This window comes from Janibacter sp. CX7, from assembly GCF_024362365.1.
GTDB lineage: Bacteria > Actinomycetota > Actinomycetes > Actinomycetales > Dermatophilaceae > Janibacter.
Window position 1 is genome coordinate 1,285,428 of record NZ_CP101464.1, and the last position, 21,788, is coordinate 1,307,215.

Annotated in this window: 20 protein-coding genes; 9 read left to right on the forward strand and 11 right to left on the reverse strand. The window is 71.4% G+C overall.

Annotation, left to right across the window (positions count from 1 at the left end; genetic code table 11):
- Positions 1 to 105: 105 nt before the first annotated feature.
- The 3 genes from NMQ01_RS06285 (at position 106) to NMQ01_RS06295 (ending at position 3,449) form a co-directional block, all read left to right on the forward strand.
- Complete coding sequence (locus NMQ01_RS06285) at positions 106 to 576, forward strand: hypothetical protein (protein WP_255186008.1); 471 nt, start codon at positions 106 to 108, stop codon at positions 574 to 576.
- A gap of 79 nt (positions 577 to 655) precedes the next feature.
- A complete protein-coding gene (locus NMQ01_RS06290) occupies positions 656 to 2,674 on the forward strand; it encodes an NADPH-dependent 2,4-dienoyl-CoA reductase (RefSeq protein WP_255186009.1) in 2,019 nt (672 codons plus the stop codon).
- Positions 2,675 to 2,678: 4 nt separating this feature from the next.
- A complete protein-coding gene (locus tag NMQ01_RS06295) occupies positions 2,679 to 3,449 on the forward strand; it encodes an SGNH/GDSL hydrolase family protein (RefSeq protein WP_255186010.1) in 771 nt (256 codons plus the stop codon).
- Here the strand turns inward: NMQ01_RS06295 and NMQ01_RS06300 are convergent.
- Entirely contained in the window at positions 3,424 to 3,804 is a 381-nt protein-coding gene (locus NMQ01_RS06300; RefSeq protein ID WP_255186011.1) for a nuclear transport factor 2 family protein, read from the reverse strand. The two genes, NMQ01_RS06295 and NMQ01_RS06300, sit on opposite strands and share 26 nt — an antisense overlap.
- A gap of 103 nt (positions 3,805 to 3,907) precedes the next feature.
- Between NMQ01_RS06300 and NMQ01_RS06305 the strand changes: the two genes are divergently transcribed.
- The gene (locus NMQ01_RS06305) at positions 3,908 to 4,465 is read left to right on the forward strand and encodes a PadR family transcriptional regulator (RefSeq protein WP_255186012.1); all 558 of its coding nucleotides are present in this window, start codon (positions 3,908 to 3,910) and stop codon (positions 4,463 to 4,465) included.
- Positions 4,466 to 4,779: 314 nt separating this feature from the next.
- On the opposite strand, the gene NMQ01_RS06310 is transcribed toward NMQ01_RS06305, so the two are convergent.
- From NMQ01_RS06310 to NMQ01_RS06335, 6 genes are all read right to left on the reverse strand, one after another.
- Complete coding sequence (locus NMQ01_RS06310; protein WP_255186013.1) at positions 4,780 to 6,144, reverse strand: SPFH domain-containing protein; 1,365 nt, start codon at positions 6,142 to 6,144, stop codon at positions 4,780 to 4,782.
- Positions 6,137 to 7,963, reverse strand: coding sequence for an SPFH domain-containing protein (locus NMQ01_RS06315; RefSeq protein ID WP_255186014.1), 1,827 nt, complete (start codon positions 7,961 to 7,963; stop codon positions 6,137 to 6,139). Before NMQ01_RS06315 ends, NMQ01_RS06310 begins: the two co-directional genes overlap by 8 nt.
- A gap of 130 nt (positions 7,964 to 8,093) precedes the next feature.
- The gene (locus NMQ01_RS06320) at positions 8,094 to 9,512 is read right to left on the reverse strand and encodes a glycoside hydrolase family 3 N-terminal domain-containing protein (RefSeq protein WP_255186015.1); all 1,419 of its coding nucleotides are present in this window, start codon (positions 9,510 to 9,512) and stop codon (positions 8,094 to 8,096) included.
- A 38-nt stretch (positions 9,513 to 9,550) separates the two neighbouring features.
- On the reverse strand, positions 9,551 to 10,729 hold the full coding sequence (locus NMQ01_RS06325) for an MFS transporter (protein WP_255186016.1): 1,179 nt from the start codon (positions 10,727 to 10,729) through the stop codon (positions 9,551 to 9,553).
- Between the two features lie 71 nt (positions 10,730 to 10,800).
- Complete coding sequence (locus tag NMQ01_RS06330; protein ID WP_255186017.1) at positions 10,801 to 12,315, reverse strand: acetyl-CoA hydrolase/transferase family protein; 1,515 nt, start codon at positions 12,313 to 12,315, stop codon at positions 10,801 to 10,803.
- A gap of 23 nt (positions 12,316 to 12,338) precedes the next feature.
- Complete coding sequence (locus tag NMQ01_RS06335; protein WP_255186018.1) at positions 12,339 to 13,025, reverse strand: NAD(P)-dependent oxidoreductase; 687 nt, start codon at positions 13,023 to 13,025, stop codon at positions 12,339 to 12,341.
- A gap of 153 nt (positions 13,026 to 13,178) precedes the next feature.
- On the opposite strand from NMQ01_RS06335, the gene NMQ01_RS06340 reads away from it, so the two are divergent.
- From NMQ01_RS06340 to NMQ01_RS06350, 3 genes are read left to right on the forward strand one after another with little or no spacing between them, the layout of a single operon-like run.
- Complete coding sequence (locus NMQ01_RS06340) at positions 13,179 to 13,901, forward strand: CPBP family intramembrane glutamic endopeptidase (RefSeq protein ID WP_255186019.1); 723 nt, start codon at positions 13,179 to 13,181, stop codon at positions 13,899 to 13,901.
- Positions 13,902 to 13,905: 4 nt separating this feature from the next.
- On the forward strand, positions 13,906 to 15,006 hold the full coding sequence (locus NMQ01_RS06345; protein ID WP_255186020.1) for an NAD(P)H-binding protein: 1,101 nt from the start codon (positions 13,906 to 13,908) through the stop codon (positions 15,004 to 15,006).
- Positions 15,007 to 15,010: 4 nt separating this feature from the next.
- Positions 15,011 to 16,225, forward strand: a complete 1,215-nt coding sequence (locus NMQ01_RS06350) for an alanine racemase (RefSeq protein WP_255186021.1) — start codon at positions 15,011 to 15,013, stop codon at positions 16,223 to 16,225.
- Here NMQ01_RS06350 and NMQ01_RS06355 read toward each other — a convergent pair.
- Complete coding sequence (locus tag NMQ01_RS06355) at positions 16,194 to 17,207, reverse strand: NAD(P)H-binding protein (RefSeq protein WP_255186022.1); 1,014 nt, start codon at positions 17,205 to 17,207, stop codon at positions 16,194 to 16,196. The two genes, NMQ01_RS06350 and NMQ01_RS06355, sit on opposite strands and share 32 nt — an antisense overlap.
- A 71-nt stretch (positions 17,208 to 17,278) precedes the next feature.
- On the opposite strand from NMQ01_RS06355, the gene NMQ01_RS06360 reads away from it, so the two are divergent.
- Positions 17,279 to 17,764, forward strand: coding sequence for a transporter substrate-binding domain-containing protein (locus NMQ01_RS06360; protein WP_255186023.1), 486 nt, complete (start codon positions 17,279 to 17,281; stop codon positions 17,762 to 17,764).
- Positions 17,761 to 18,738 (forward strand): cation diffusion facilitator family transporter, encoded by a 978-nt coding sequence (locus NMQ01_RS06365; RefSeq protein WP_255186024.1) that lies wholly within the window; start codon positions 17,761 to 17,763, stop codon positions 18,736 to 18,738. Before NMQ01_RS06360 ends, NMQ01_RS06365 begins: the two co-directional genes overlap by 4 nt.
- A gap of 73 nt (positions 18,739 to 18,811) precedes the next feature.
- On the opposite strand, the gene NMQ01_RS06370 is transcribed toward NMQ01_RS06365, so the two are convergent.
- Genes NMQ01_RS06370 through NMQ01_RS06380 form a run of 3 tightly spaced genes read right to left on the reverse strand, consistent with a single transcriptional unit; the run spans position 18,812 to position 21,737 of the window.
- Entirely contained in the window at positions 18,812 to 19,693 is an 882-nt protein-coding gene (locus NMQ01_RS06370) for a glycosyltransferase family 2 protein (protein ID WP_255186025.1), read from the reverse strand.
- Complete coding sequence (locus tag NMQ01_RS06375; protein WP_255186026.1) at positions 19,690 to 20,664, reverse strand: glycosyltransferase; 975 nt, start codon at positions 20,662 to 20,664, stop codon at positions 19,690 to 19,692. Before NMQ01_RS06375 ends, NMQ01_RS06370 begins: the two co-directional genes overlap by 4 nt.
- Positions 20,661 to 21,737, reverse strand: a complete 1,077-nt coding sequence (locus tag NMQ01_RS06380; protein WP_255186329.1) for a glycosyltransferase — start codon at positions 21,735 to 21,737, stop codon at positions 20,661 to 20,663. Before NMQ01_RS06380 ends, NMQ01_RS06375 begins: the two co-directional genes overlap by 4 nt.
- Positions 21,738 to 21,788: the final 51 nt, after the last annotated feature.

The window sequence follows — 21,788 nt, forward strand, 5'->3', positions numbered from 1 at the left end:
GTAAGTGTTCTTCACCTATGTTAGGTGGACGTGGCGGGCCGTTAGGTCCCAATCATCGCGGGCCCGCCGGAGTACTGTGCCCCCAGGGGATCGAAGGGGGACGCGATGTCGCGTTGGCAGTGGGCCGTGGTGGCCGTGGTCATGTCCGTCGTGCTGGTGGGGGCAGGGGCGTATGTGCTCGTCGGGCCGCGGGAGCAGGTGCCGGTGCCGACGGCGCAGGCGACGCCCGAGGAGGTGGCTCGCGCGTGGATCGACGCCGCCAACGCCCGCGACCTGGGCACGATGCGGGCGATCGCCTCTGAGGACCGGGCCGATCACTTCGTGCCGTCCTACGTCGACCTGCTGACCCAGCAGGACCTCGTCGTCACCGACGACAGCATCGGCAGGGCGCGGGACTACTGGCTGGCCGGCACGAGGCTGAACGGCTGGCAGCAGGTCCAGTACGTTCCGGTGCAGTTTCGGGTGCTCCAGTCCGACGGGTCCTTCTCCCCGACGAGTCGCACGACCTGGGGCTACGTCTTCGCGCGCAACGGCGACGACGAGCGGTGGCGCCTCGTCGACCAGGGCGTCGGCTGAGCCGCGACACCTTCCGCGACCACCGGTCGACGTGGCAGACTCCACCTAGACAACAAATTGACCATTGGAGTCGTCGACCATGCCTCACTCGTACCCCCACCTGCTCGAGCCGATCACCGTCGGGCGGACCACCCTGCGCAACCGCGTCCTCATGGGCTCGATGCACGTCGGCCTCGAGGAGCAGCCCGACGGCTTCGAACGGATGGCCGCCTTCTACGCCGAGCGGGCGAAGGGGGGAGCCGGCCTCATCGTCACCGGCGGCATCGCGCCCAACGACGAGGGCGCCCCACTGCCCGGAGGCAAGACGCTGACGAGCGTGGACGACGTCGCCGACCACCGCCTCATCACCGACGCGGTCCACGCCGAGGGCGGCAAGATCGCGATGCAGATCCTGCACACCGGCCGCTACGCCTACCACCCGCAGATGGTCGCGCCGTCGCCGATCCAGGCGCCGATCAGCCGCTTCGTCCCGCGGGAGATGACCGAGGCCGACATCCAGCGCACGATCGAGGACTACGCACGTTGCGCTCGCCTGGCCCAGCAGGCCGGCTACGACGGCGTCGAGATCATGGGCTCCGAGGGCTACCTCATCAACCAGTTCATCGTCACGCGGACCAACCAGCGCACCGATGGCTGGGGCGGCTCCTACGCCAACCGCATGCGCTTCCCGCTCGAGATCATCCGCCGCGTGCGCGCCGCCGTCGGCGGCGACTTCGTCCTCGTCTACCGCCTGTCGATGCTCGACCTCGTGCCCGACGGCTCGACCCACGACGAGGTCGTCGAGCTGGCCCGAGAGGTCGAGGCCGCCGGCGCCGACATCATCAACACCGGCATCGGGTGGCACGAGGCCCGCGTTCCCACGATCGCCACCCAGGTTCCGCGTGCCGCGTGGGCCGGCGTGACGAAGCGCCTCATGGGCGCCGTCACCATCCCGCTCGTCGCGACCAACCGGATCAACACCCCCGAGGTCGCCGAGCAGCTCCTCGCCGACGGCTTCGCCGACATGATCTCGATGGCCCGGCCCTTCCTCGCCGACCCCGAGCTGGTCAACAAGGCCGCCGCCGGTGCCCCCGAGACGATCAACACCTGCATCGGCTGCAACCAGGCCTGCCTCGACCACACCTTCGCCGGCAAGATCACCTCCTGCCTCGTCAACCCCCGCGCCTGCCACGAGACCGAGCTGGTCATCGGCCCGACCCGGCTGGCGAAGCGGATTGCCGTCGTCGGTGCTGGGCCGGCCGGCCTGGCCTTCGCGACGACCGCCGCCGAGCGCGGCCATCACGTCACGCTCTTCGACGCGGCCGACGATATCGGCGGCCAGCTCGACGTCGCGCGGCGCGTCCCGGGCAAGGAGGAGTTCGACGAGACCCTGCGCTACTTCCGGCACAAGCTCGCCGACACCGGGGTCGACGTCAAGCTCGGCGCCCGTGTCGAGGCCGACGACCTCGAGGGCTACGACGAGGTGGCGATCGCCACCGGCGTCACCCCGCGTGTGCCCGAGCTGCCGGGAGTCGACCACGACAAGGTCGTGGGCTACCTCGACGTGCTGCGCGGCGGCGCCCCGGTGGGGGAGCGCGTCGCGATCCTCGGCGCGGGCGGCATCGGCTTCGACGTCGCCGCCTTCGTCACCGACCCCGGCGACGACGCGAGCCTCGACATCGCGGCCTTCCAGCAGACCTGGGGCATCGACGAGGCCGAGACCACGCCGGGTGGGCTGACCTCCCCTTCGCACCGGTCGGCAGCACGCGAGGTGACCCTCCTGCAGCGCAAGACCTCCAAGGTCGGTGCCGGCCTGGGCATGACGACGGGCTGGATCCACCGCACCGAGCTCAAGGCCCGTGGGGTGACCATGGTCCCGGGCGTCACCTACGAGCGGATCGACGACGACGGTCTGCACGTGACCGTGGACGGGGCACCGCAGGTCCTCGACGTCGACACGATCGTCCTGTGCACCGGGCAGGAGCCCAACCGCACCCTCCACGACGAGCTCCAGGCGAAGGGGGTCACCGTGCACCTCATCGGTGGTGCCGACGTCGCCGCCGAGCTCGACGCCAAGCGAGCGATCGACCAGGGCACCCGCGTCGCCGCTGCGGTCTGATCGCATGACGGGACAGCCGCTGCGCTACGTCGCCATCGGCGACAGCCTCTCGGAGGGCATCGGCGACGAGCTGTGGCCCGACGGCACGCCGCGGGGCTGGACCGACCGGCTCGCGGCGCTGCTCGCCGCGCACCACGGGGAGGTCGACTACGCCAACCTCGCGGTGCGTGGCCTGCGTGCCCACGAGGTGCTCGCTACGCAGGTTGGGCCGGCGCTGGCGATGGAGCCGGACGTCGTGACGCTCACCGCGGGCATGAACGACCTGCTGCGTCCGCGCTTCGACGCCGCCACGCTGCGGGCGACGCTCGCCGAGATCGTCGCCCCCTTCACGGCGAAGGGGGCGCGTCTCGTCGTCGTGCCGATCCCCGACATCCGGTCGGTCTCGCCGGCCGGGCGGCTGCTCGCGCGGCGGCGGGTGGTGCTCAACGAGATCTATGCGTGGCTGTCGACCGAGCACGGCATGGAGCCGCCGGCGGTGACGACCGGGACGGTCTTCGAGGACCGGCGGGCCTGGGCCGACGACCGGCTGCACCTGTCGCCGCTCGGGCACGAGCGTCTGGCGATGGCCGCGGCGGACGCTCTCGGGGTGCCGGACGTCGGCGCGTGGGCGGCTGTGCCGCAGGGGGATCCGCCGCGTCGGTCGGTGCGCACGGAGGCGGTCTGGGTGCGCGAGCACGTCGGCCCGTGGGTCGGGCGGCGGCTCACCGGACGCTCGTCGGGTGACGGGGTCGTGGCCAAGCGGCCGGACCTCACCGGCTGGCGGCCGCCTGCTTGATCGCCTCGAAGCGCTCGGCCATCCGGGCGGCGAGCGCCTGCGATGCCTTGAGCGGGCGGGTCATCACCATGAACTCGATGACCTTGCCCTCGTCGTCGAGCGTGAGGAAGTCGCATCCGGTGATGTCGAGCCCATCGACCTTCGCCTCGAAGACGTAGGCCTCCTCCGACCCGTCACGCAGCTGGCGCACGTAGCGGAAGTCCTCGAAGACCTCCACGACCTCGCGCAGGATCGCGCTCGTGATCGCCTTGCCGGGGTAGGGGGTGTGGGCGACCGGGCTGCGGAAGACGACGTCCTCCGCGAGCAGAGCGTCGACCGCGTCGAGGTCCTTGGCTTCCACTGCGTCTCGGAACATGACGCCAACCTACTCAACAAAGTGAATAAGAGGAACCCCTCTGTCCCTGAGGAGGGAGGCCGCCCGCGGCCGACCGTCTCGAAGGGACGCCTACGATCGCCCCATGGCCCTCCAGGACGCGATCCTCACCGCTCTCGCCCACGACGAGTCGTCGGGCTATGACCTGGCCAAGGCCTTCGACGTGTCGGTCGCCAACTACTGGACCGCGAGCCCGCAGCAGCTCTATCGCGAGCTGGACAAGATGGAGGAGGCCGGCCTCGTCGCCGCCCGCCACGTCGCCCAGTCCAAGCGTCCCGACAAGCGGGTCTTCCGACTCACCGCCGCCGGCCGCAAGGCGCTGCGGGCGCACACCCTGCGCTCGCCCAAGCCGCTCGCGGTGCGCGACGAGATGCTCGTCCAGGTCGCCGCACTCGAGTCCGGTGATCCCGAGGCGATCCGTGAGCACGTCGTCGAGCGGATGGAGACCTTCGAGGCGAAGCTCGCGACCTACCGCCTCGTCCAGGAGCGCACCCTCGCCGGCCGCAGCGAGGAGGACTTCCTCGCCTCGGGCGAGCCGGTGGGCCAGTACCTCACGTTGCTGCGGGGGATCAGCTTCGAGGAGGAGAACCTGCGCTGGGGCCGCCGGGTCGTCGCCGTCCTCGACGCCCGCTCCGACGCCTGACCCCGCCCCCTTCGCATCTCCTGGAGGTCGTGCGCACCCAACTCCGCAAAACCCTAGGGTCTTGCAGAGTTCTAGCTCGTGCTCTGGAGCAACGGCATAGCCGACGAAGGGGGCCGCCGGGTCATCGCCGTCCTCGACGCCCGCGCCGACGGCTGACCCCGCCCCCTTCGCATCTCCTGGAGGTCGTGCGCACCCAACTCTGCAGAACCCTAGGGTCTTGCAGAGTTCTGGCTCGTGCTCTGGAGCAACGGCATAGCCGACGAAGGGGGCCGCCCCGGTCTCCCGGGACGGCCCCCTTCGCACAGCCTCGGACCTCAGTCCTGGGTGCGCTCCTGCACGGCCTCGGCGGCCCGCTGCGCGGCTTGGCCGACGGCCCCGCTGACCTGCCGCGGAGCCCGCGGCGCGGCGCCACCACCGGACTGCAGCTGCGGCAGCAGCTGGGCCATGAGCAGCGTCGACAGCGCTGAGCTGTCCCCGGCACCGGCGTCGGTGTGCACGATGACCGGGCGCGGGGCGTCCTCGGCGAGGGTCGCGCCGACGTCGAGGCGACGACGGGCCAGCTCGTAGCCGAGCACCGCGCGGTTGTCGCGATAGGCGGTGGCCAGCTGCTCCTGGGCCTTCGCCTCGCCCTGTGCCGCAACGAGGTTGGTGCGGGCGCGGGTCTCGATCTCGTAGCGCACCTTCTGCGCCTCGGTCTCGCGCTCCTCGAGCATCTGGGCGACGTCCTTGCGCGCCTTGTTGAGCGAGGCCTGGACCTCGACGACCTTGGCGTCGCGCACCTTCTTCGACCGCTCGATCTCGAGCAGCAGGGTGTCGATGCGGCGCTTGCGCGTCAGCTCCCACTCCTTCTCGTAGGCCACGAGCTCCTTGGCCACCCGCTCCCGCGTCGCGAGGTGCTCGCGGTACTGGTCCGGCAGCTGCACGTCGGGGATGTTGCAGCCCATGATCTGCACGCCATAGCGGGTCAGCTGGCGGTTGAGCAGGTCCTGCATGTCCTTGACGTCGCTGCCGCGCAGGTCGTAGGCCTGCTCGGTGCGCACCTGGCGGCTGCGCTGCCGGATCGCGTCCTGCACCGAGTTGCTCAGCACGAGGTCGAAGTTGCCCGCGCCGATCGTCTGGACGAAGCGGATCGCGTCGACGATGCGGAAGCGCAGGAAGAACTCGATCGACTTCAGCGGCACGTTCTCGTGCGTCGGCGAGCTGAGCACCGGTGCGGTGTAAGGGATCTCGGTCGTCACGTCGACGACGTAGGCGACCCGCGCCCACGGGTGCCACAGGTAGTGGCGGCCGGGGGAGAGACCGGGGCCGGTGATCGCGCCGAACTTCGTCAGCACGCCGACCGTGCCCTCCTCGATCTCGATGATCGAGCTGCGCCACCACCACAGGGCCGACAGCATGAAGGCGAGGATCGCGACGAAGATCGACAGCCCGCCGAGGGCGCCGTGGTCGGTCGCGGCGAGGAGGACACCGCTGAGCAGTGCCCACACGCCGAACCACACGAGGGAGGTCCAGCGCATCCCGCGCTTGTCCTTGGGGATGACGACCGGTACGAGCGAGCCGGAGTCGCCACCGCGCAGGTAGCGCGCGACGTCGCCCCACCCGGAGACGACCTCCTTGATCGAGCTCATGCCCTGGCCGCGCACCGCGCGGACCGCCTGCTCCATCATCTGGTCACTCACTGCGCTCACCCTCCGTCGACATGTCGGTCACCTGGACGCGCGGGGCCGGAGCCACGCGGGGTGCCGGCGGCACCGGCGGGGCACCCGGGGCGGGCGGTGCCAGGCCCGGCGGCGGGGGCGGCGGGTCCTCCCCTTCGTCCTGCAGGTCGGACCGCGGGTTGGTGTCCTCCGGGACCGAAGGGGGCGGGGTCGCCTCCTCCTGCACGGCACCGATGGCCTCGGTGACGCTCTCGTCGGTCACGGACTGCCGGATCTCGTCGAGACGCTGCGCGCCCTCGGCGTCGAGGTCGGACTCGGTGACCGGAAGGATCTCGACGTCGCTCTCCTCGGGCACCTGCAGCAGCTGCTCGATGTCGGCCTCGCGCTCGGAGACGCGGGCGGCGATGTCGGCCTGGCGGGCGCGGATGGCCTCCATGTCCTCGGCGGTGAAGAGCTGGGCGCCTTGACCGCCGACGAGCTGGCGGGCGATCTGCAGGTAGTCGACGCCCTCCGACTCCTCGCCGACGCGCACGATCTGCGGCAGCGACCCGGAGACGCCCTCCATCTTGTCGAGCATGTCCTGCTGGTAGCGGTAGTCGAGGATCTCCGGCGCGAGGGCCGCGCTCAGTGCGCGGATGTCGAGGGCCTGGGCCTCGAGCAGCGCGGCATTGGCATTGGCCTCGGACTCCGACTCGACGAAGCGCTGGCGCGCGACGGCGTTGGCCCGGTTGGTCTCCCGCTCGAGGGCGGTGTCCATCTGCGCCTGGTAGCGGGCGATGTCGGCCTGGATGGCGGAGAGGTTCTCGTTGAGCGAGGCGAGGTCCTTGTTGAGGTCACCCTCGTTCTGCTCCTTCTTCAGCCCCAGCTCGTAGTCATAGGTGTAGGCCTCCTTGGCGACCCGGATCATCTCCGGCGCCGCGAGGTCCATCCGGTACTCCTGCGCCGACGGCTCCGCGTGCGTGATGTTGGCCGTCGTCAGCTCGACTGCGGGGGCGAACTGCGCGTTGAGCTGCTCGAGCAGTCGCGCGGTGCTCTCGCCGACGAGGTCGTAGATGCCCGAGGCCTCCTGCTCGTAGATGAGCGAGCGGGTCGTCTCCGAGATCGCGTTGTTGAGCTTGTCCTGGAATCCCTGGACGGCACCGAGGACGAAGACGAACTCACGGGCGCTGACGATGCGGAACTGCAGGAAGAGGTCGACCGACGCCTGCACGCCCGACTTCGTCGGTGCCGAGCGGATCGGCGCGTTGAAGGGGTACTCGCGGGTGGTGTTGACGATGTAGGACACGCGCTTCCACGGGTTCCACAGCGTCACCCGGCCGGGACCGACCTCGGCCTCGACCTTGCCGAAGCGCGAGATCAGCGCGGTGCAGCCCTCGGGAACCATGACCATGCCCTGGCGCCACCAGAGGAAGGCCGCGGCGACGAGCACGAGCAGCCAGTAGTGCGGCCCGAAGACCCCGAAGCTCAGGTCGAAGGGGATGAGCACGACCCCGCCGGCGATGCCGATGAGGACGAGCGCGATGACCGGGATCATGGCGCGCAGACGGCCGCCCTTGGGCATGACCATCGGGGTGATGACGTGCACCGGGCCGGTCTGGCTCATCTCGTAGCGGCTGCGGCTGAGCGCCTCGGCCGCGTCGTCGAGCGAGACGTGCTCCGCGTTGATCCGGGTGCCGGCGGACCCCCCTTCGCCCCGGGCCGCAGGGAAGTCCCGCGCATTGAGGTCGAAGCCGGTGCCCTGCTGCACCTGCTCCAACGCCTGGTCGACGGCGCCACCCATGCCGGCCGCTCCCGCGACCTGGCGGGCAGCGTTCATGAACTGCTGTGCCCCTGTGCTCAAGGCGATTCCCCTTCGTGGTGCTGGTCTGGCGCGATCCTTTCACGCAGAGGGCCGCCCACGGGAGGGGGAGCACTCCCCGCCCCGACGTCCCGGTCCCTGAGGAGCTTGCTCTGCAAGCGTCTCGAAGGGACTACAGCTGCGTGTTGAGGTACCGCTGCAGCTGCACCGTCGTCCGCGGCGTCCACCGCGTCGCCCCGTCACGACTGATGCCGAGGTAGTCCTGCAGCGTCCGAATCGACGCGGGGTCCCAGCGGCCCGAGGTGGTCGCCCCGATGCGCCACTGGAGGGACGTGATCGTCGCGGAGTCCCAGACGCGGGTCTCGGGCTTGCCGAGCCAGCGCTGGATCCGCCCGACGAGATAGGGGCTGAAGGTGCCGGTCGGCGTCATCCGCGTCCCGAGCATCCCGGCGGCCTCCTTGGCGCGCAGCACCCGCAGGGAGGCGGCGTCGACCTTCGCCCGGAAGGTCGCGTCGCTCGCGGCCCGGCTGCGCACCGCCGAGACCATCTGCGGCAGCGTGTCGGTCCGGGCGGTGAGGACCATGTCGCCGCCGGCGTCGATGAACTTCGTCGCCCGCTGCCCGGGAGTCCACGCCGCGAGCTGCTTCGCGTTGCCGACGTCATCGGTCATCACGACGCCGTCGAAGCCCATCCGCTCCCGCAGGATCGTGCGGATCACGGTGGGGGAGAAGACCGCTGGCTGCGAGGAGTCGATCCGCGAGTAGGAGGCCGACGACATCATGACGAAGGGGGTCCCCGCCGTCACGGCGTCGGAAAAGGGCGTGAGCAGTGCCGACGTGCTCGTCGTGACGGTGTCGGTGACCCCGCTCGTGGTGTCGGTGTTGCCCGTGACCCGCCCCAGACCGGGGAAGTGCTTGACCGTCGTCGCGACCCCGGCGCGCGACATGCCGGCCCGCACGGCACCTCCCTTCGTCGTCACGGTGGCGGAGTAGGCGCCGTACTCGCGGTCCCAGCGACCGATCGGCTCGTTGGTCGCCTTGTACGCCGACGGGACGGTGTCGAGCACGGGCCCGAGGTTGGTGTTGACCCCCGCCCGCGACAGCTGCGTGCCCCAGCGCACGGCATTGGTCTGGAGGGTCGACGTGGCCTGCGTGCCCTGCGAGAGCGCCGTCGGCATCCGCGAAAATCCGGAACCCTGCAGCACCTGCACGTTGCCGCCCTCCTGGTCCGCGGAGAGGAAGGCCGGCACCGCGGCCGTCGCGTCGGCGGGCTCGGTGAGCCGCTGCAGCGAGGTCGTCACCGAGCGGATGTGGTCGGCCCCGCTCGTGCTGCGCCCCATGAGGATGACGTTGCCGACGTGCTGCTCGCTGACGGCCGAGCGCAGGCCCGCGGACACCGAGTCGGCGGGGGTGGCCACCATGAAGAGCTGCCCGATGCGTTGGTCCCGGGTCATCGCCGCGTGCACCTGGTCGGCCCGGCTGGCGGTCACGACCGAAGGGGGCGCCGCTCCCGTCGTCGGTGCGGCGGAGGCCGACGCCGCGGTGACCGCGAGAACCGCGGCGGCGCTGGTCAGGGCGAGCGTGCGCTTCACCCCTCCAGAGTGGCACTGATCGGCGCCCTCCGCCTCCCTTACCGCTGGCTGAGGAGGTCGCCCCGCGACCGTCTCGAAGCCACCGCCAGGGGCAGGGTGACGAGCGCAAAGATCGCCGTGGCGAGCAGCGCCGTGGGGAAGTCCGAGGCCGTCGCGATGGCACCGACGAGCATGGAGCCGATGGCGGTGCCGAGGTCGTAGCCGACATTCCAGATCGAGCTGGCGAGCCCCACGTGCCGGCGGGAGACCGCGGCGAAGGAGAGCACGAGCGTGAGGTTCTGCAGCGCGCCGTAGGCGCTGCCGAGCACGAGCGCACCCACGAGCAGCAGCGGCACGGACTGCTCGTCGACGGCCCAGGCGATAGCGCTGACCCCGAGCACCGTGAGGACGACGAAGGGGGCGACGAACCGCTGTGCACCGTGCCGGTCCGCGACGCCGCCGATCCACCAGCGGAAGATCGCGGCCATGAGCTCCATGAGGGCGAGGGTGGGGATGACGACCGCGGGGTCGCGCACCATCTGCGGCCCGAAGGTCAGCACGGCGCCGCCGGCGATCGTCGCGCCCATGAGCAGGACCATCGGCCGCAGCAGGGTGAGCGCGACCCGCGGCGTGCTCGGGCCACCGGCGTCCTCGTCCCCGGCCGACGGGTGCGGCAGCCGGGAGAGGACCCGACCGAGCGCGAGCGCGGCGGGCGCGCCGAGCAGGGGCACGGCGCCGACGACGAAGACCCAGGCGAAGCCGATCGTCTCGGCCACCCACGACCCGAGCGGCAGGAGGACGACCTGCGGCCCGGCGACGGCCAGCCCGTAGGCGCCCACGGCCTTGCCGCGGGTCTTGGGGGTCGACAGCTCGGCGACGGCCGCGCTGCCGGTGACGGTGAGGATGCCGAAGCCGACGCCGCGCACGGCGGACAGGGCCAGGACCGCCCACAGCTCGTCGCTGGTGATCAGGCCCAGGGACGGGGCGCCGAGCAGCACCAGCCCGGCGGCCAGGGTCGGCCCCCAGCCGAAGCGCCGCAGCAGCGCCGGGACGGTGAACTGGGTCAGGACGGTGACGAGCAGCAGCACGCCGTTGACGAGACCGGCGCCCCCTTCGTCCGCACCACCGCGCACGACCCACAGGGGCACGACGGGCATGAGGACGGAAAATCCGCTGAAGCCGAGGAAGGTCGCCGCCAGCAGCGCGGGCATCCCCCGCGCGGTCCACACACTGCTCACTGGCAGCAGTCTCTCACCCCCACCGGTCCCTGAGGAGGCCGCCCGCGGCCGTCTCGAAGGGCCGGACCCACTCACCCCTCGCGCATGCTCCCCGTCTCGAGGAAGCGCTCGTGCCAGGCCAGCGCCTCGCCGAGCAGGTGCGGCGTGTGCACGGCGCCCGGCCGCGCCGCCTGCGCCCGCTCGAGGTAGTCGTGCAGCGCCGGACGGAAGGTCGGGTCGGCGCAGTGCTCGATGATCCGCGGCGCCCGCTTGCGCGGGGAGAGCCCCCGCAGGTCGGCCAGCCCGTGCTCGCTGACGATGACCTGCACGTCGTGCTCGGTGTGGTCGACGTGGCTGACCATCGGGACGATGGCGGACACCTTCCCGCCCTTCGCCGTGGACGGGGTGAGGAAGAAGTTGAGGAAGGCATTGCGGGTGAAGTCGCCGCTGCCGCCGATGCCGTTCATGATCTGGCTGCCGGCGATGTGGGTGGAGTTGACGTTGCCGTAGATGTCGGCCTCGATCATGCCGTTCATCGCGATGACGCCGAGGCGCCGGACGAGCTCGGGGTGGTTGGAGATCTCCTCGCTGCGCAGCAGGATGCGCCCCTTGTACGCACTGATGTTGTCGAGGAAGCGCCGGACCCCGACGTCCGAGAGACCGAAGGATGTCGCCGACGCGGCCCGCACGGTCCCGCTGTCGAGGAGGTCGAGCAGTCCGTCCTGGAGCACCTCGGTGAAGGCGACGAGGTCGGTGAACTCGCTGCCGTCCAGCCCCGCGAGCACGGCGTTGGCGACGTTGCCGACCCCGGACTGCAACGGCAGGAGCGAAGGGGGGATCCGCCCGGCCTTCACCTCGTGCCGGAGGAAGTCGACGACGTGACCCGCGATCGCCCGCGAGGTCTCGTCGGGCGGGCTGAAGGGGGAGTTGCGGTCCGGTCGGTCGGTCTCGACGACGGCCACGACCTTGGCCGGGTCGACCCGCAGGTAGGGGTCGCCGATGCGCTGCATCGGGTCGGTCAGCTGGATCGGGCGACGGTGCGGCGGCAGCTGGGTGCCGTAGTAGACGTCGTGGAAGCCCTCGAACTCGCGCGGCTGCCAGTGGTTGACCTCGAGGATCACCCGGTCGGCCTGCTCGAGCCATGTCTTGTTGTTGCCCACCGAGCTGCTCGGCACGAGCAGGCCGTTGGGCAGCACTGCGGTGACCTCGACAACGGCGACGTCGAGGTTGCCGTAGAAACCGAACCACATGTGCTGGGCGGAGTGGCTCAGGTGCGCGTCGACGTAGTCCACCTCGCCGGAGTTGATGAGGCGACGCATCGTCGGGTCCGAGTTGTACGGCAGGCGGGAGGAGACCCCCTTCGCCTCGGCGAGGACACCGTCGGCGTCGGGTGCGGTGGACGCACCGGTCCACAGCCCGATGCGGAAGTCCTCACCACGTGCGTGGGCCGCGACCATCCGGTCGTGCAGCGCCGTCGGCAGCGCCTTGGGGTAGCCGGCGCCGGTGAAGCCGCTCATCCCGACGTTGTCGCCGGGGCGGATGTGCTCGACCGCGCTCTCCGCTGTCGTGACGCGCGTGCTCAGGAGCGGACAGGTGATGCGGGACATGGCGTCATCCTGTCAGGGCCGGGTCACGACCCCTTCGGCCAGGAGTCGTCGACGGCGCGGCCGCCCTCGACGACGGGCTCGTCGGCGGGTGCCTCGTGCGACCACGAGTCCCGGGGTCGGTAGCCGAGCTCGAGCGTCGTGTTGGTCATCGACCAGCGGCGATTGAGGTTGTCGGAGATCGCGTAGTAGATGCCGAAGCCGATGTCCGCCTCGATCGCGCAGCGCACGACCTGTGCGGCGTCGTCCTCGCTCAGCCACATGGCATGGAGGAGATCGGTGTCGACGAGGGTCGGGTCACCGCAGACCCAGCCGATCCGCAACGCGATGAAGGACAGCCCGTGCTCGTCGAAGTAGTACCGGCCGAGCGTCTCGCCGAAGACCTTGGACACCCCGTAGAGCGAGTCGGCACGCGGGAGCGTGCCAGGGTAGACCGGCCACTGCTCGAGCCGGTCGTACATGCCCATCGCGTGATTGGACGAGGCGAAGACGACCCGTGCCACCCCGGCCAGGTGGACGACGGTGTCGATGCCGTCCATGGCTGCCAGGACCGCGTCGTAGTCGACCAGGTCGGCCCCGCGGACCACCGGGTCGGCGCCCGGGTCGGGTTCGCGTGCGTGCCCGACGAGGTCGTAGTCGTCGTGCAGGCGCTGGGTCAGGATCGTGCCGACCCCGCCCGTCGAACCGGTGATGAGGACACGTCGCTTCGTCATCCCCCCACTCTGCTGCGTGAGGGCGGTTCGTCAACAGGGCTGGCGCTCGGCGAGGACGGGTCATCGTGCAGCGGTGACCCGTCCTGCGGTGACCTGGCCGAGGGACGCCATGAGAGGCTCGACGCATTCACAGTCCACCCACGGGAGGCCGCCGTGACCAACCCGGTCAAGGAGCTGCGGGACTTCGCTGCCGCCGCGCTCGTCGAGCCGGTACCGCGTGACCACAGTGAACCCGACGCGCTCTTCCGTCGGCGACGCGTCATCGCCGGGGTCACGCTCGTCGTCGGCACGGTCGTGCTCGGTCTGACGATCCGGATCCCGCCCGGCGACGACCTCTTCTACCTCGGGGGTCTCGTGCTCGCCGCGGTCTGGGCCGTGGGTGGACTGATCGCCGGTTCGCTGCACTTGGGCTGGGCGCACTCCCGCGACGGTCGGCTCGTGCGACCCGTCGTCCAACCCGTCGCCCTCGCCGCCCTGGCCATCGCCATCTTCCTCGCCGGCGCGGTCGTCGTCGGCAGGGTGCCGTGGCTGGCCGGCCCGGTCGACGCCGTGCTCGACCACGCGCGCTACGGCACGCTCGGTCTCATCTGGGCGATCACCGTCCTGACGGGCATCGGGGAGGAGCTGTACTTCCGCGGGGCCCTCTACGCCGCCATCGGGCGACGCCACCCGATCGCCGTCACGACCGTCGTCTACGCCGCCGCCACCGCCCTGACCGGCAACCTGATGCTGGCCTTCGCGGCCGTGCTGCTGGGGGTGCTCACCGGTGCCCAGCGCCGGGTCACCGGTGGCGTCCTCGCGCCGATCATCACCCACATCCTGTGGTCCAGCGCCATGCTCCTGCTCCTCCCACCCCTTCTCGACGTCGTCAGGTGATCACATGACCCCTACCCCCTCCGCCGTCTCGTCCTCCCGCGGGACCGTCCTGGTCACGGGCGCCACCGGCTACATCGGCGGCCTGCTCGTGCCCGAGCTCCTCGATGCCGGCTGGAACGTGCGCGCACTGAGCCGCTCGGCCCAGCGCCTGGACTCCCAGCCGTGGGCCGACCGGATCGAGATCGTCGAGGGCGATGTCACCTCCGGGCAGGACCTGCGCACGGCGCTGCGCGGTGTCGACGTCGCCTACTACCTCGTGCACTCGATGGACGGAGGCGGGGACCTGGCCCGGCGGGACCGTGAGCTCGCGCAGGGCTTCGCGGCGGCGGCGTCCGCGGAAGGGGTCGGCCGCATCGTCTACCTCGGCGGGCTGCACCCCGAGGGCGTCGAGCTCTCGGTCCACCTCGCCTCGCGTGTCGAGGTCGGTCAGGTCCTCCTCGACAGTCCGGTCCCGACCGCGGTGCTGCAGGCCGCGGTAATCCTCGGCGACGGGTCGGCATCCTTCGACATGCTGCGCTACCTCACCGAGCGGTTGCCAGTCATGGTCGCCCCTCGGTGGCTGCGCAACCGGATCCAGCCGATCGCGGTCGACGACGCCCTGCACTATCTGGTCGGGGCCGCGAGCCTGCCCCAGGACGTCAACCGCACCTTCGACATCGGCGGGCCCGAGGTGATGACCTACGAGCAGATGATCCAGCGCTTCGCCGCGGTCACCGGGTTGCGCCGGCGGGTCATCCTGCCCGTGCCCGTGCTCACCCCGTGGCTGGCCAGCCACTGGGTCGGGATCATCACCCCGGTGGAGGCCGGAGTCGCCAAGCCTCTCGTCGGCAGCCTCGTCCACGAGGTCGTGCGTCGCGAGTGGGACCTGGACGAGTACGCCGGACAGCCCGAGCGCGGTCTGCTCGGGTTCGACGAGGCGGTCACTGCGGCGATGCGTGGCGTCGAGCCGGACCACGTGCTGCGCAACGCGCTCACCGCGGCGGCCGGCGCCATCGGTCTCGGCGTCCTCACGGCCGCGTTCGTCCGCCGCAGCCGGTCGGCCGAGGAGTCGCGGCCCCGTGCCGGTGGTCCCCGGCGACGCCGGCGACGCCGGCGACCATCATGACCCCATGAGTACTGCGGCACAGACCCCCTTCGCCCTGGTCGACCGCGCCAAGGTGGAACGCAACATCGCGCGGTTGCGGGCCCACCTGGACGGTCTGGGCGTTCCCCTGAGGCCGCACGTGAAGACCACCAAGGCGCTCGAGCCGACCGCGATGCTCTTCGACGGTGGGACGGGGCCGATCACGGTCTCGACGCTGGCCGAGGCGGAGTTCTTCGCCGACGCCGGGTACACCGACATCCTCTACGCGGTCGGGATTGCGCCGAGCAAGCTCGAGCGCGTCGTGCGGTTGCGCCGGCGCGGCGTCGACCTGACCGTCCTGCTCGACACGCCGGCTCAGGCCCAGGCGGTGCTCGCCCACGCGGTCGAGCACGACGAGCGCATCCCGGTCCTGATCGAGATCGACGCCGACGGTCACCGCGGCGGGGTGCGCCCCGACGACCCGATGCTGCTCGAGATCGCCCGGTCCCTGGCCGACGGGGGCGCGCAGGTGCGCGGCGTGATGACCCACGCGGGCGAGTCCTATGGCGCGATCGGGCGGGCTGCGCAGGCACCGGCCGCCGAGGAGGAGCGGCGCGCGAGCGTCGAGGCGGCGCACCGGCTGCGCGCCGACGGCCACGCCGCGCCCGTGGTGAGCATCGGCTCGACCCCGACCGCTCACGCCGCGCAGGACCTCACCGGCGTCACCGAAGTGCGGGCCGGGGTCTTCGTCTTCTTCGACCTCGTCATGGCCGGCAACGGCGCGTGCCAGATCGACGACATCGCCCTGTCGGTCGTGGCGACGGTCATCGGCCGCGGACCCGACGACGCGTCCCTGCTCACCGCCGACCTCGTCCTGGGGCAGGCCCGGCCCGATCCCCGCGACCTCGACGAGGCCACGTACCGGGAGTGGGCGCGCTTGCACCCCTCGACCCACCCGACGCGCCACGTGCACGGCGCGACCTCGGGGTGCGCTGGTCGGCCTTCGAGGCGGCGGGTGGGTTCCCGCCCGTGCCCGAGCACGAGGACGTGCTGCTCGTCGAGGCGGTGGTCGCCGCCGGCGCGAACGTGGCCGCGAGTCCGACGATCCTCACCTCGGGGCGACTGCGCGGCCGGGTCGCCGGTGGCTTCTCGGGGTACCTGCGCGACCTCGGCGCCAGGCTCGCCTGACCCCGCGAGCCCGCGGTGTCCGGCCTACGGGCGAAGGGGGGTCAGAGGGGGTCGGTGGGCGCCCCGCTCATGACATCCCCCTCGCGCGTGGTCCCGGCCGGGCCGGAGCTGTCCAGTGCCCGTTGCAGTGCCTCGCCGATCGGCACGTAGTCGTACCCCGGCTCCAGGAGCTCGTCGCGGACCGAGTAGTCCTCGCACACCATGTCGTGGCGCAGGCTCACGATGAGGTGGTTGACCTCGGTCGACTGCATCCCGGAGATCAGGGCACTGATCCGACCGACCACGGCGCTCGGCAGTCCCGGGACCTCGACCTGCACGCGCGGCAGGCGGGCGACCTGGGCGAAGAGCCGCAGCAGCTCCACGTACTCCAGGACGTCTTCACCGCCCACGTCGAAGTGGTCGTTCGGCGGCGGCTGGACGGTCAGTGCCCGGCGGACGAGGTGGAGGACATCCACGATGGCGATGGGCTGGACCTTGCTGTGCATCCAGGTCGGGACCGGGGTGAAGAGGGGGACGCGCTGGCTCAGTCGCCGCAACAGTTCGTAGGACGTGGATCCGGCCCCGATGATCATCGCGGCGCGCAGCACGACCGTGGGCACCGCGCAGTTGAGGAAGACCTGCTCGACCTCGTACCGCGAACGAAGGTGGGGGGAGAGCTGGCCGTCCGGGACCAGGCCCGACAGGTAGACGATCCGCTGCACACCGGCCTGCTCGCAGGCCGACGCCATCCGCTGGGCAGCCTGGCGATCCCTGCGCTCGAAGTCCTCGGACTCCATGGAGTGCACGAGGTAGATGACGGCGTCGACCCCGTCGACGGCGCTGGCGACGAGGTCGTCGTCCTCGATGTCGAACTCGCGGGTCTCGACCTCGTCGTCCCACGGGAACTTCTGCGTCCCCGAGCGGCTCGCCGCGACGACGGTGTGGCCGGCGGCGAGCAGCTCGGGCACGAGGCGGGAGCCGACGTATCCCGTCGCGCCGGTGACCAGGACCCGCAGGGCGCCGTCCTCGTCGGTGGCGTCCGTGGATGGGCGGGGCGATCTCACGGGAGGAGTCATGTGCGTGACAGTAGTGCTCGCGAAGGGCGTGGAGTCTGACCCGACTGGAGCCGCGTGGCTAGCATGTCCCCATGGTCGTCGGCCTGGGGAATGTCGTGCGTCTGGCAGCCTGCGCCGTGCTCTTGCTGCTTCTTGCCGCGTGCGGGAGCATCCCGCAGGACCCTGACGGAACGCTCGACCGGGTGCGTTCATCGGGCGAGATCCGGGTGGGTGTGTCGCACCACCCACCGTGGACCGACGTGACGACGAGCCCGCCCTCCGGCTCCGAGGTCGAGATCATCACGGGATGGGCCGAATCACTCGGTGCCACGGTCGCCTGGCAGGTCGATGGTGAGGAGGCCCTCGTGGCCGCACTCGAGCGCGGTGACATCGATGTCCTCATCGGCGGCCTCACGGACCAGAGCGCGTGGAGCTCGAAGGTCGGACTCACCCGGCCCTACGTCGAGGTCCCTGGTCCGGACGGACCACGCGCCCACGTGATGGCGGTCCCGGCCGGCGAGAACGCCGCGCAGTCCTCGCTCGAGCGGTGGCTCGACACCCACGGGAGGGCGCCGTGAGCACGCCGGGAGCGCTCTCCTTCGGGCGCACCCGTCTACCGGACGAGCAGGGCACGGCCCTGCGGCGGGCCATCCGGCTCGAGTGGGTGACCCTGGGGTATATGGCGACCTGCATCGTCGTGGTCTCCTTCGCGATGGGCAGCTCGCAGGCGATGAAGGCGGCGTGGGTGGAGGACATGCTCGCCCTCATCCCGCCGATCGCCTTCCTGTTCGCGCAGCGGCGCGCCCGACGCCCGGTGGACGCCGAGCACCCCTACGGTCACCATCGCGCCGTCGGTGGCGGACACCTGGCGGCCGCGGTCGCCCTCCTGGGCATGGGCGTCTACCTCATCGTCGACTCGGCGATGGGTCTGCTGCGCGGCGAGCACCCTCCGGTCGGGACCGTCGACCTCTTCGGTCATGTGGTGTGGGCGGGCTGGGTGATGATCGCCGCGATGGTCTACACCGCCATCGGCCCCGTCATCCTGGGACGGATCAAGCTGCCGCTCGCGGACACCCTGCACGACCGGGTCCTGTACAACGACGCCGACATGCAGAAGGCGGACTGGCGCACTGCGACCGGGACGATCGTCGGTGTCCTCGGCATCGGGGTCGGGCTGTGGTGGGCGGACGCGGTCGTCGCGATCGCGATCTCCGTGTCGATCATCCGCGACGGGTGGACCAACGTGCGACACGCCTCGGGCGCGCTCATGGACGCCCAGGCCCGCACGGTGGACGGGACGCGGCGCCACCCCCTGACCGAGCAGGTCGACGAGGCACTCGAGGAGATCGCGTGGGTGCACAGCAGCCACAGCCGCGTGCGCGACATGGGGCACGTCTTCCATGTGGAGAGCTTCGTCGTGCCGCACGCGGGCCACACCGCCGACATCGACGATCTCGAGCACGCCGCCCAGGTGGCGCGTGACCTCGACTGGAAGGTCGACGACGTCGTCATCGTCCCCGTTCGGCAGATCCCCGAGGCCTTCACCCGCTGACGGGCGCGACCGCCATCGTCCACGCCGCAGTCCTGCCGGCCGCGACGACGGCCGTCATGGTGGCCCCGAGGTCTCAGACGTGCCCGGAGCGAGGCTGCGCGCCCGAGGTGGTCCCAGGGGTCTGCCGTTCGGGCACGGCCGGGACATCGTGCGCCTGCGTGCGGCGCCATCGACCGTCGTGGCACTCGACCAGGCCGAGCTCGGCGAAGGCGTTCAGCCACGTCGTCATCGGCCAGACGCCCCATCTGTCGTGGAAGATCGCTGCGTTGCGCACGATGGCGTCGACGTGCCGCACCGGTGGTGATTCGATCTCATGGTGCTGGTGGTACGCCCGGGCATCGCCGAGCCACCCGTGCCGGAAGCCGCGCTCGTGCACGACCCGGGCGAAGTCGGTGTCCTCCCCGCCGTAGCCGACGTACTCCTCGCAGAATCCGCCGATGCGTTGCCACGTGTGGCGGTGGAGCGCGAAGCACAACGACCAGAAGAGGTCGGGGTCAGGGTTGTCCAGACGCTCTCCCGCGTCGGGAGCCGGCCGCCCGGGGTGGGGCGCGTCGAGGGTCTGCAGGTCGGTGAGGGCGTAGCCGCGGTCCGGTGGCGGCGGCAGATAGGTCACCACCCCCGACCACACGACGTCCGGCGCGTCGTCGACGGCGGCGGCACTGGCTTCGACGAGTCGTGGTCCGGGCAGGCAGTCCACGTCGAGGAAGACCAGGACGTCGGCACCCAGGGAGATGGCGTGCCGTGCCCCGAGGTTGCGGGCGGCGGCCAGGGGCAGGCCCGGCAGGTCGGTGTCCAGGTGGAGCACACACGCCCCCGCCACGGTGAGCGTCGGGTCGTTCATGGCCACGACGACCCACAGATCGGGGCGCCGGGTGCCGTCCGTCACGGTCACGGCCTGGTTCGCGAGGTGGTCATGGCGCCCGTGCACGATGGTGATGAGAGCGACGGTGCTCATGCCGCCGCCACCTCCCGCACAACCTGTACGAAACGTGACGCGGCACGGTCGTCGCACCATGCAGACCATGCGCTGCCGTCGAGTCCAGCGGTGCGTTCGAGCAGGTCCGTCCACCCGCGTCGGGGGAGGGTGTCGAGGACGGTGGCCGGCCAGCGGGGGGCCCGCAGCGCTCGGGCGGTCACGTGTTGCTCCCAGAAGGGGCGGATCTGGGGGATGACGACGGCCGGCCGGCGGGCCGCGGCTGTCTCGGCGACGGCGTTCTGCCCCGCATGGGTGATGACGACCTCGGCGGTGGAGAGGACGGCGAAGGGGTCCGCGCTCCAGGTCTGCCCGCCCAGCATCGTCCAGGTCCAGCCCGCACTGCCTGCCCGGGCGGCCTCGAGGAGGCGCTCCGGGTCAGCCCCTCCGCCGCGTCCCCACAGCACGGCCACGCTCCTGTCCCGGACCGCACCGGCGGCGGTGGCGGGGAAACGGGACAGTCCGCCCAGGTACCGGATGCGCGAGCGGAGGCGAAGGGGGAGACCGGTGCGGATGTCGGCGGTCTCCGGCCACAGGGCCACCAGGGCGTCGGAGATCCCGTACCCGAGCAGGTGGGGGTCGTCGGAGCGCTCGCCCGGTTGCACGACGGTGACGACAGGGACCCCGTGCAGGCGCGCCAGCACCGCGACCTCTACCGAGACGTCGCAGACGAGCACGCGCGGCTTGGCGGCGACGAGCCACGCCGACAGCGCACCCATGCGCTGCCCCAGGCCGGGGTGCCTGCGCGGGACCCAGTGCAGGTGCCCACCGGCCGTGACGTCGGCACCCGGGTCGACGGGCGCGTCGTCCTCCAAGCGGACCCACTCGCCCGGCCAGTCCGCGGGGCGGGGGAGCGAGGACAGCCCGGTGATCTGTGACCCCCACGACGCGGCGACCGCCCGGGCGCGGTGCAGGTGTCCAGAGCCGTGGTGGTGGATGTAGTAGCCGATCACGCGGCCGGGTCCTCGGTCGTGGCCCCGGTCGCGCGACGGTAGAGGTCCACGTAGCTGTCGACCATCGCTGAGTGGGAGAACCGCGCACGGGCGGCCGCTCGCACGACCACGCGGTCGCGGGTGGCGGCGGCGCGCATCGCCAGCGCCAGGGCCGGGACGTCCCCGCCCGGGGCCAGCGCGCCTGTCGTCTCGTCGACGATCTCGCCCAGGGCGCCCCGCGCGAATGCTGCCACCGGGGTGCCGCAGGCCAAGGCCTCGACGGCGACGAGCCCGAAGGGCTCCTCCCACGCGGGGGTGACGACGGCGACGGTGGCCCGACCCACGAGATCGGTGAGCTCGCGGTGCGTCAGGTGTCCGACGTACTCGATGCCGTCCCCGAGGAGCGGCTGGACTTCGGTCGTGAAATAGCGCCGGTCGAGGATCTCGCCGGCGATCCACAGCGGCATCCCGATCGAACGCGCCGCCCGGGCCGCCTGGTGCGGCGCCTTCTCCGGGACGATCCGCCCCGACCACACGGCCGGTCCGCCACCGGGTCCGGGGGACCACTGATCGAGGTCGATGCCGTTGTGCACCGGGGTGCTGGCGATCATGGGTGACCACGCGCGGGCCGTCGCGTGGCTGACCGAGACGAAGTGGCAGTTGTCCCCGGCGTAGGCGATCGCCGACGTCAGCCATGGGACGGGTGGGGTGTGCAGGGTGGTGATGATCGGGAGGTCGACGGCGCTCGACATCGCGATCGGCAGGTGATGAAGGCTGTTGTTGTGGATGACGTCGAAGGAGCGACGCCCGCTGCGTACCAAGTCCATCATCAGCCCCAGGTAGGCGTGGTGCTCGTCCATCCACTGCTCCGGGGGAGCGGCCACGTCGCGGCGGGACTCCTCGTCGGACTCGTAGACGGCGCAGGGCAGGTGCACCACGTTCAGCGCGGGATCGGATCCGGCCGCGGCGAAGAGGGAGACGTCATGCCCCCGTCGCAGGAGCTCTCGGGCCAGGGCATGGGTGTGTGCCTCGAGGCCCCCGGCGAAGGGCTCCCTGATCGGGAAGCGGCTCGATCCGATGAGGCAGATGCGCAGCGGTGTCGTGGCCGTGGGCCTGCTCGCACCCCACGGGAGAGGTCCGCGTGC

What these genes read in the sequence shown, in the direction of transcription:
- NMQ01_RS06305 (WP_255186012.1), top strand. Translation starts at nt 3,908, where the DNA reads ATGGCCCTCCAGGACGCGATCCTCACCGCTCTCGCCCACGACGAGTCG.
- NMQ01_RS06335 (WP_255186018.1), bottom strand. Translation starts at nt 13,025, where the DNA reads ATGACGAAGCGACGTGTCCTCATCACCGGTTCGACGGGCGGGGTCGGC.
- NMQ01_RS06330 (WP_255186017.1), bottom strand. Translation starts at nt 12,315, where the DNA reads ATGTCCCGCATCACCTGTCCGCTCCTGAGCACGCGCGTCACGACAGCG.
- NMQ01_RS06370 (WP_255186025.1), bottom strand. Translation starts at nt 19,693, where the DNA reads ATGAGCACCGTCGCTCTCATCACCATCGTGCACGGGCGCCATGACCAC.
- NMQ01_RS06360 (WP_255186023.1), top strand. Translation starts at nt 17,279, where the DNA reads ATGGTCGTCGGCCTGGGGAATGTCGTGCGTCTGGCAGCCTGCGCCGTG.
- NMQ01_RS06345 (WP_255186020.1), top strand. Translation starts at nt 13,906, where the DNA reads ATGACCCCTACCCCCTCCGCCGTCTCGTCCTCCCGCGGGACCGTCCTG.
- NMQ01_RS06350 (WP_255186021.1), top strand. Translation starts at nt 15,011, where the DNA reads ATGAGTACTGCGGCACAGACCCCCTTCGCCCTGGTCGACCGCGCCAAG.
- NMQ01_RS06285 (WP_255186008.1), top strand. Translation starts at nt 106, where the DNA reads ATGTCGCGTTGGCAGTGGGCCGTGGTGGCCGTGGTCATGTCCGTCGTG.
- NMQ01_RS06355 (WP_255186022.1), bottom strand. Translation starts at nt 17,207, where the DNA reads ATGACTCCTCCCGTGAGATCGCCCCGCCCATCCACGGACGCCACCGAC.
- NMQ01_RS06295 (WP_255186010.1), top strand. Translation starts at nt 2,679, where the DNA reads ATGACGGGACAGCCGCTGCGCTACGTCGCCATCGGCGACAGCCTCTCG.
- NMQ01_RS06300 (WP_255186011.1), bottom strand. Translation starts at nt 3,804, where the DNA reads ATGTTCCGAGACGCAGTGGAAGCCAAGGACCTCGACGCGGTCGACGCT.
- NMQ01_RS06290 (WP_255186009.1), top strand. Translation starts at nt 656, where the DNA reads ATGCCTCACTCGTACCCCCACCTGCTCGAGCCGATCACCGTCGGGCGG.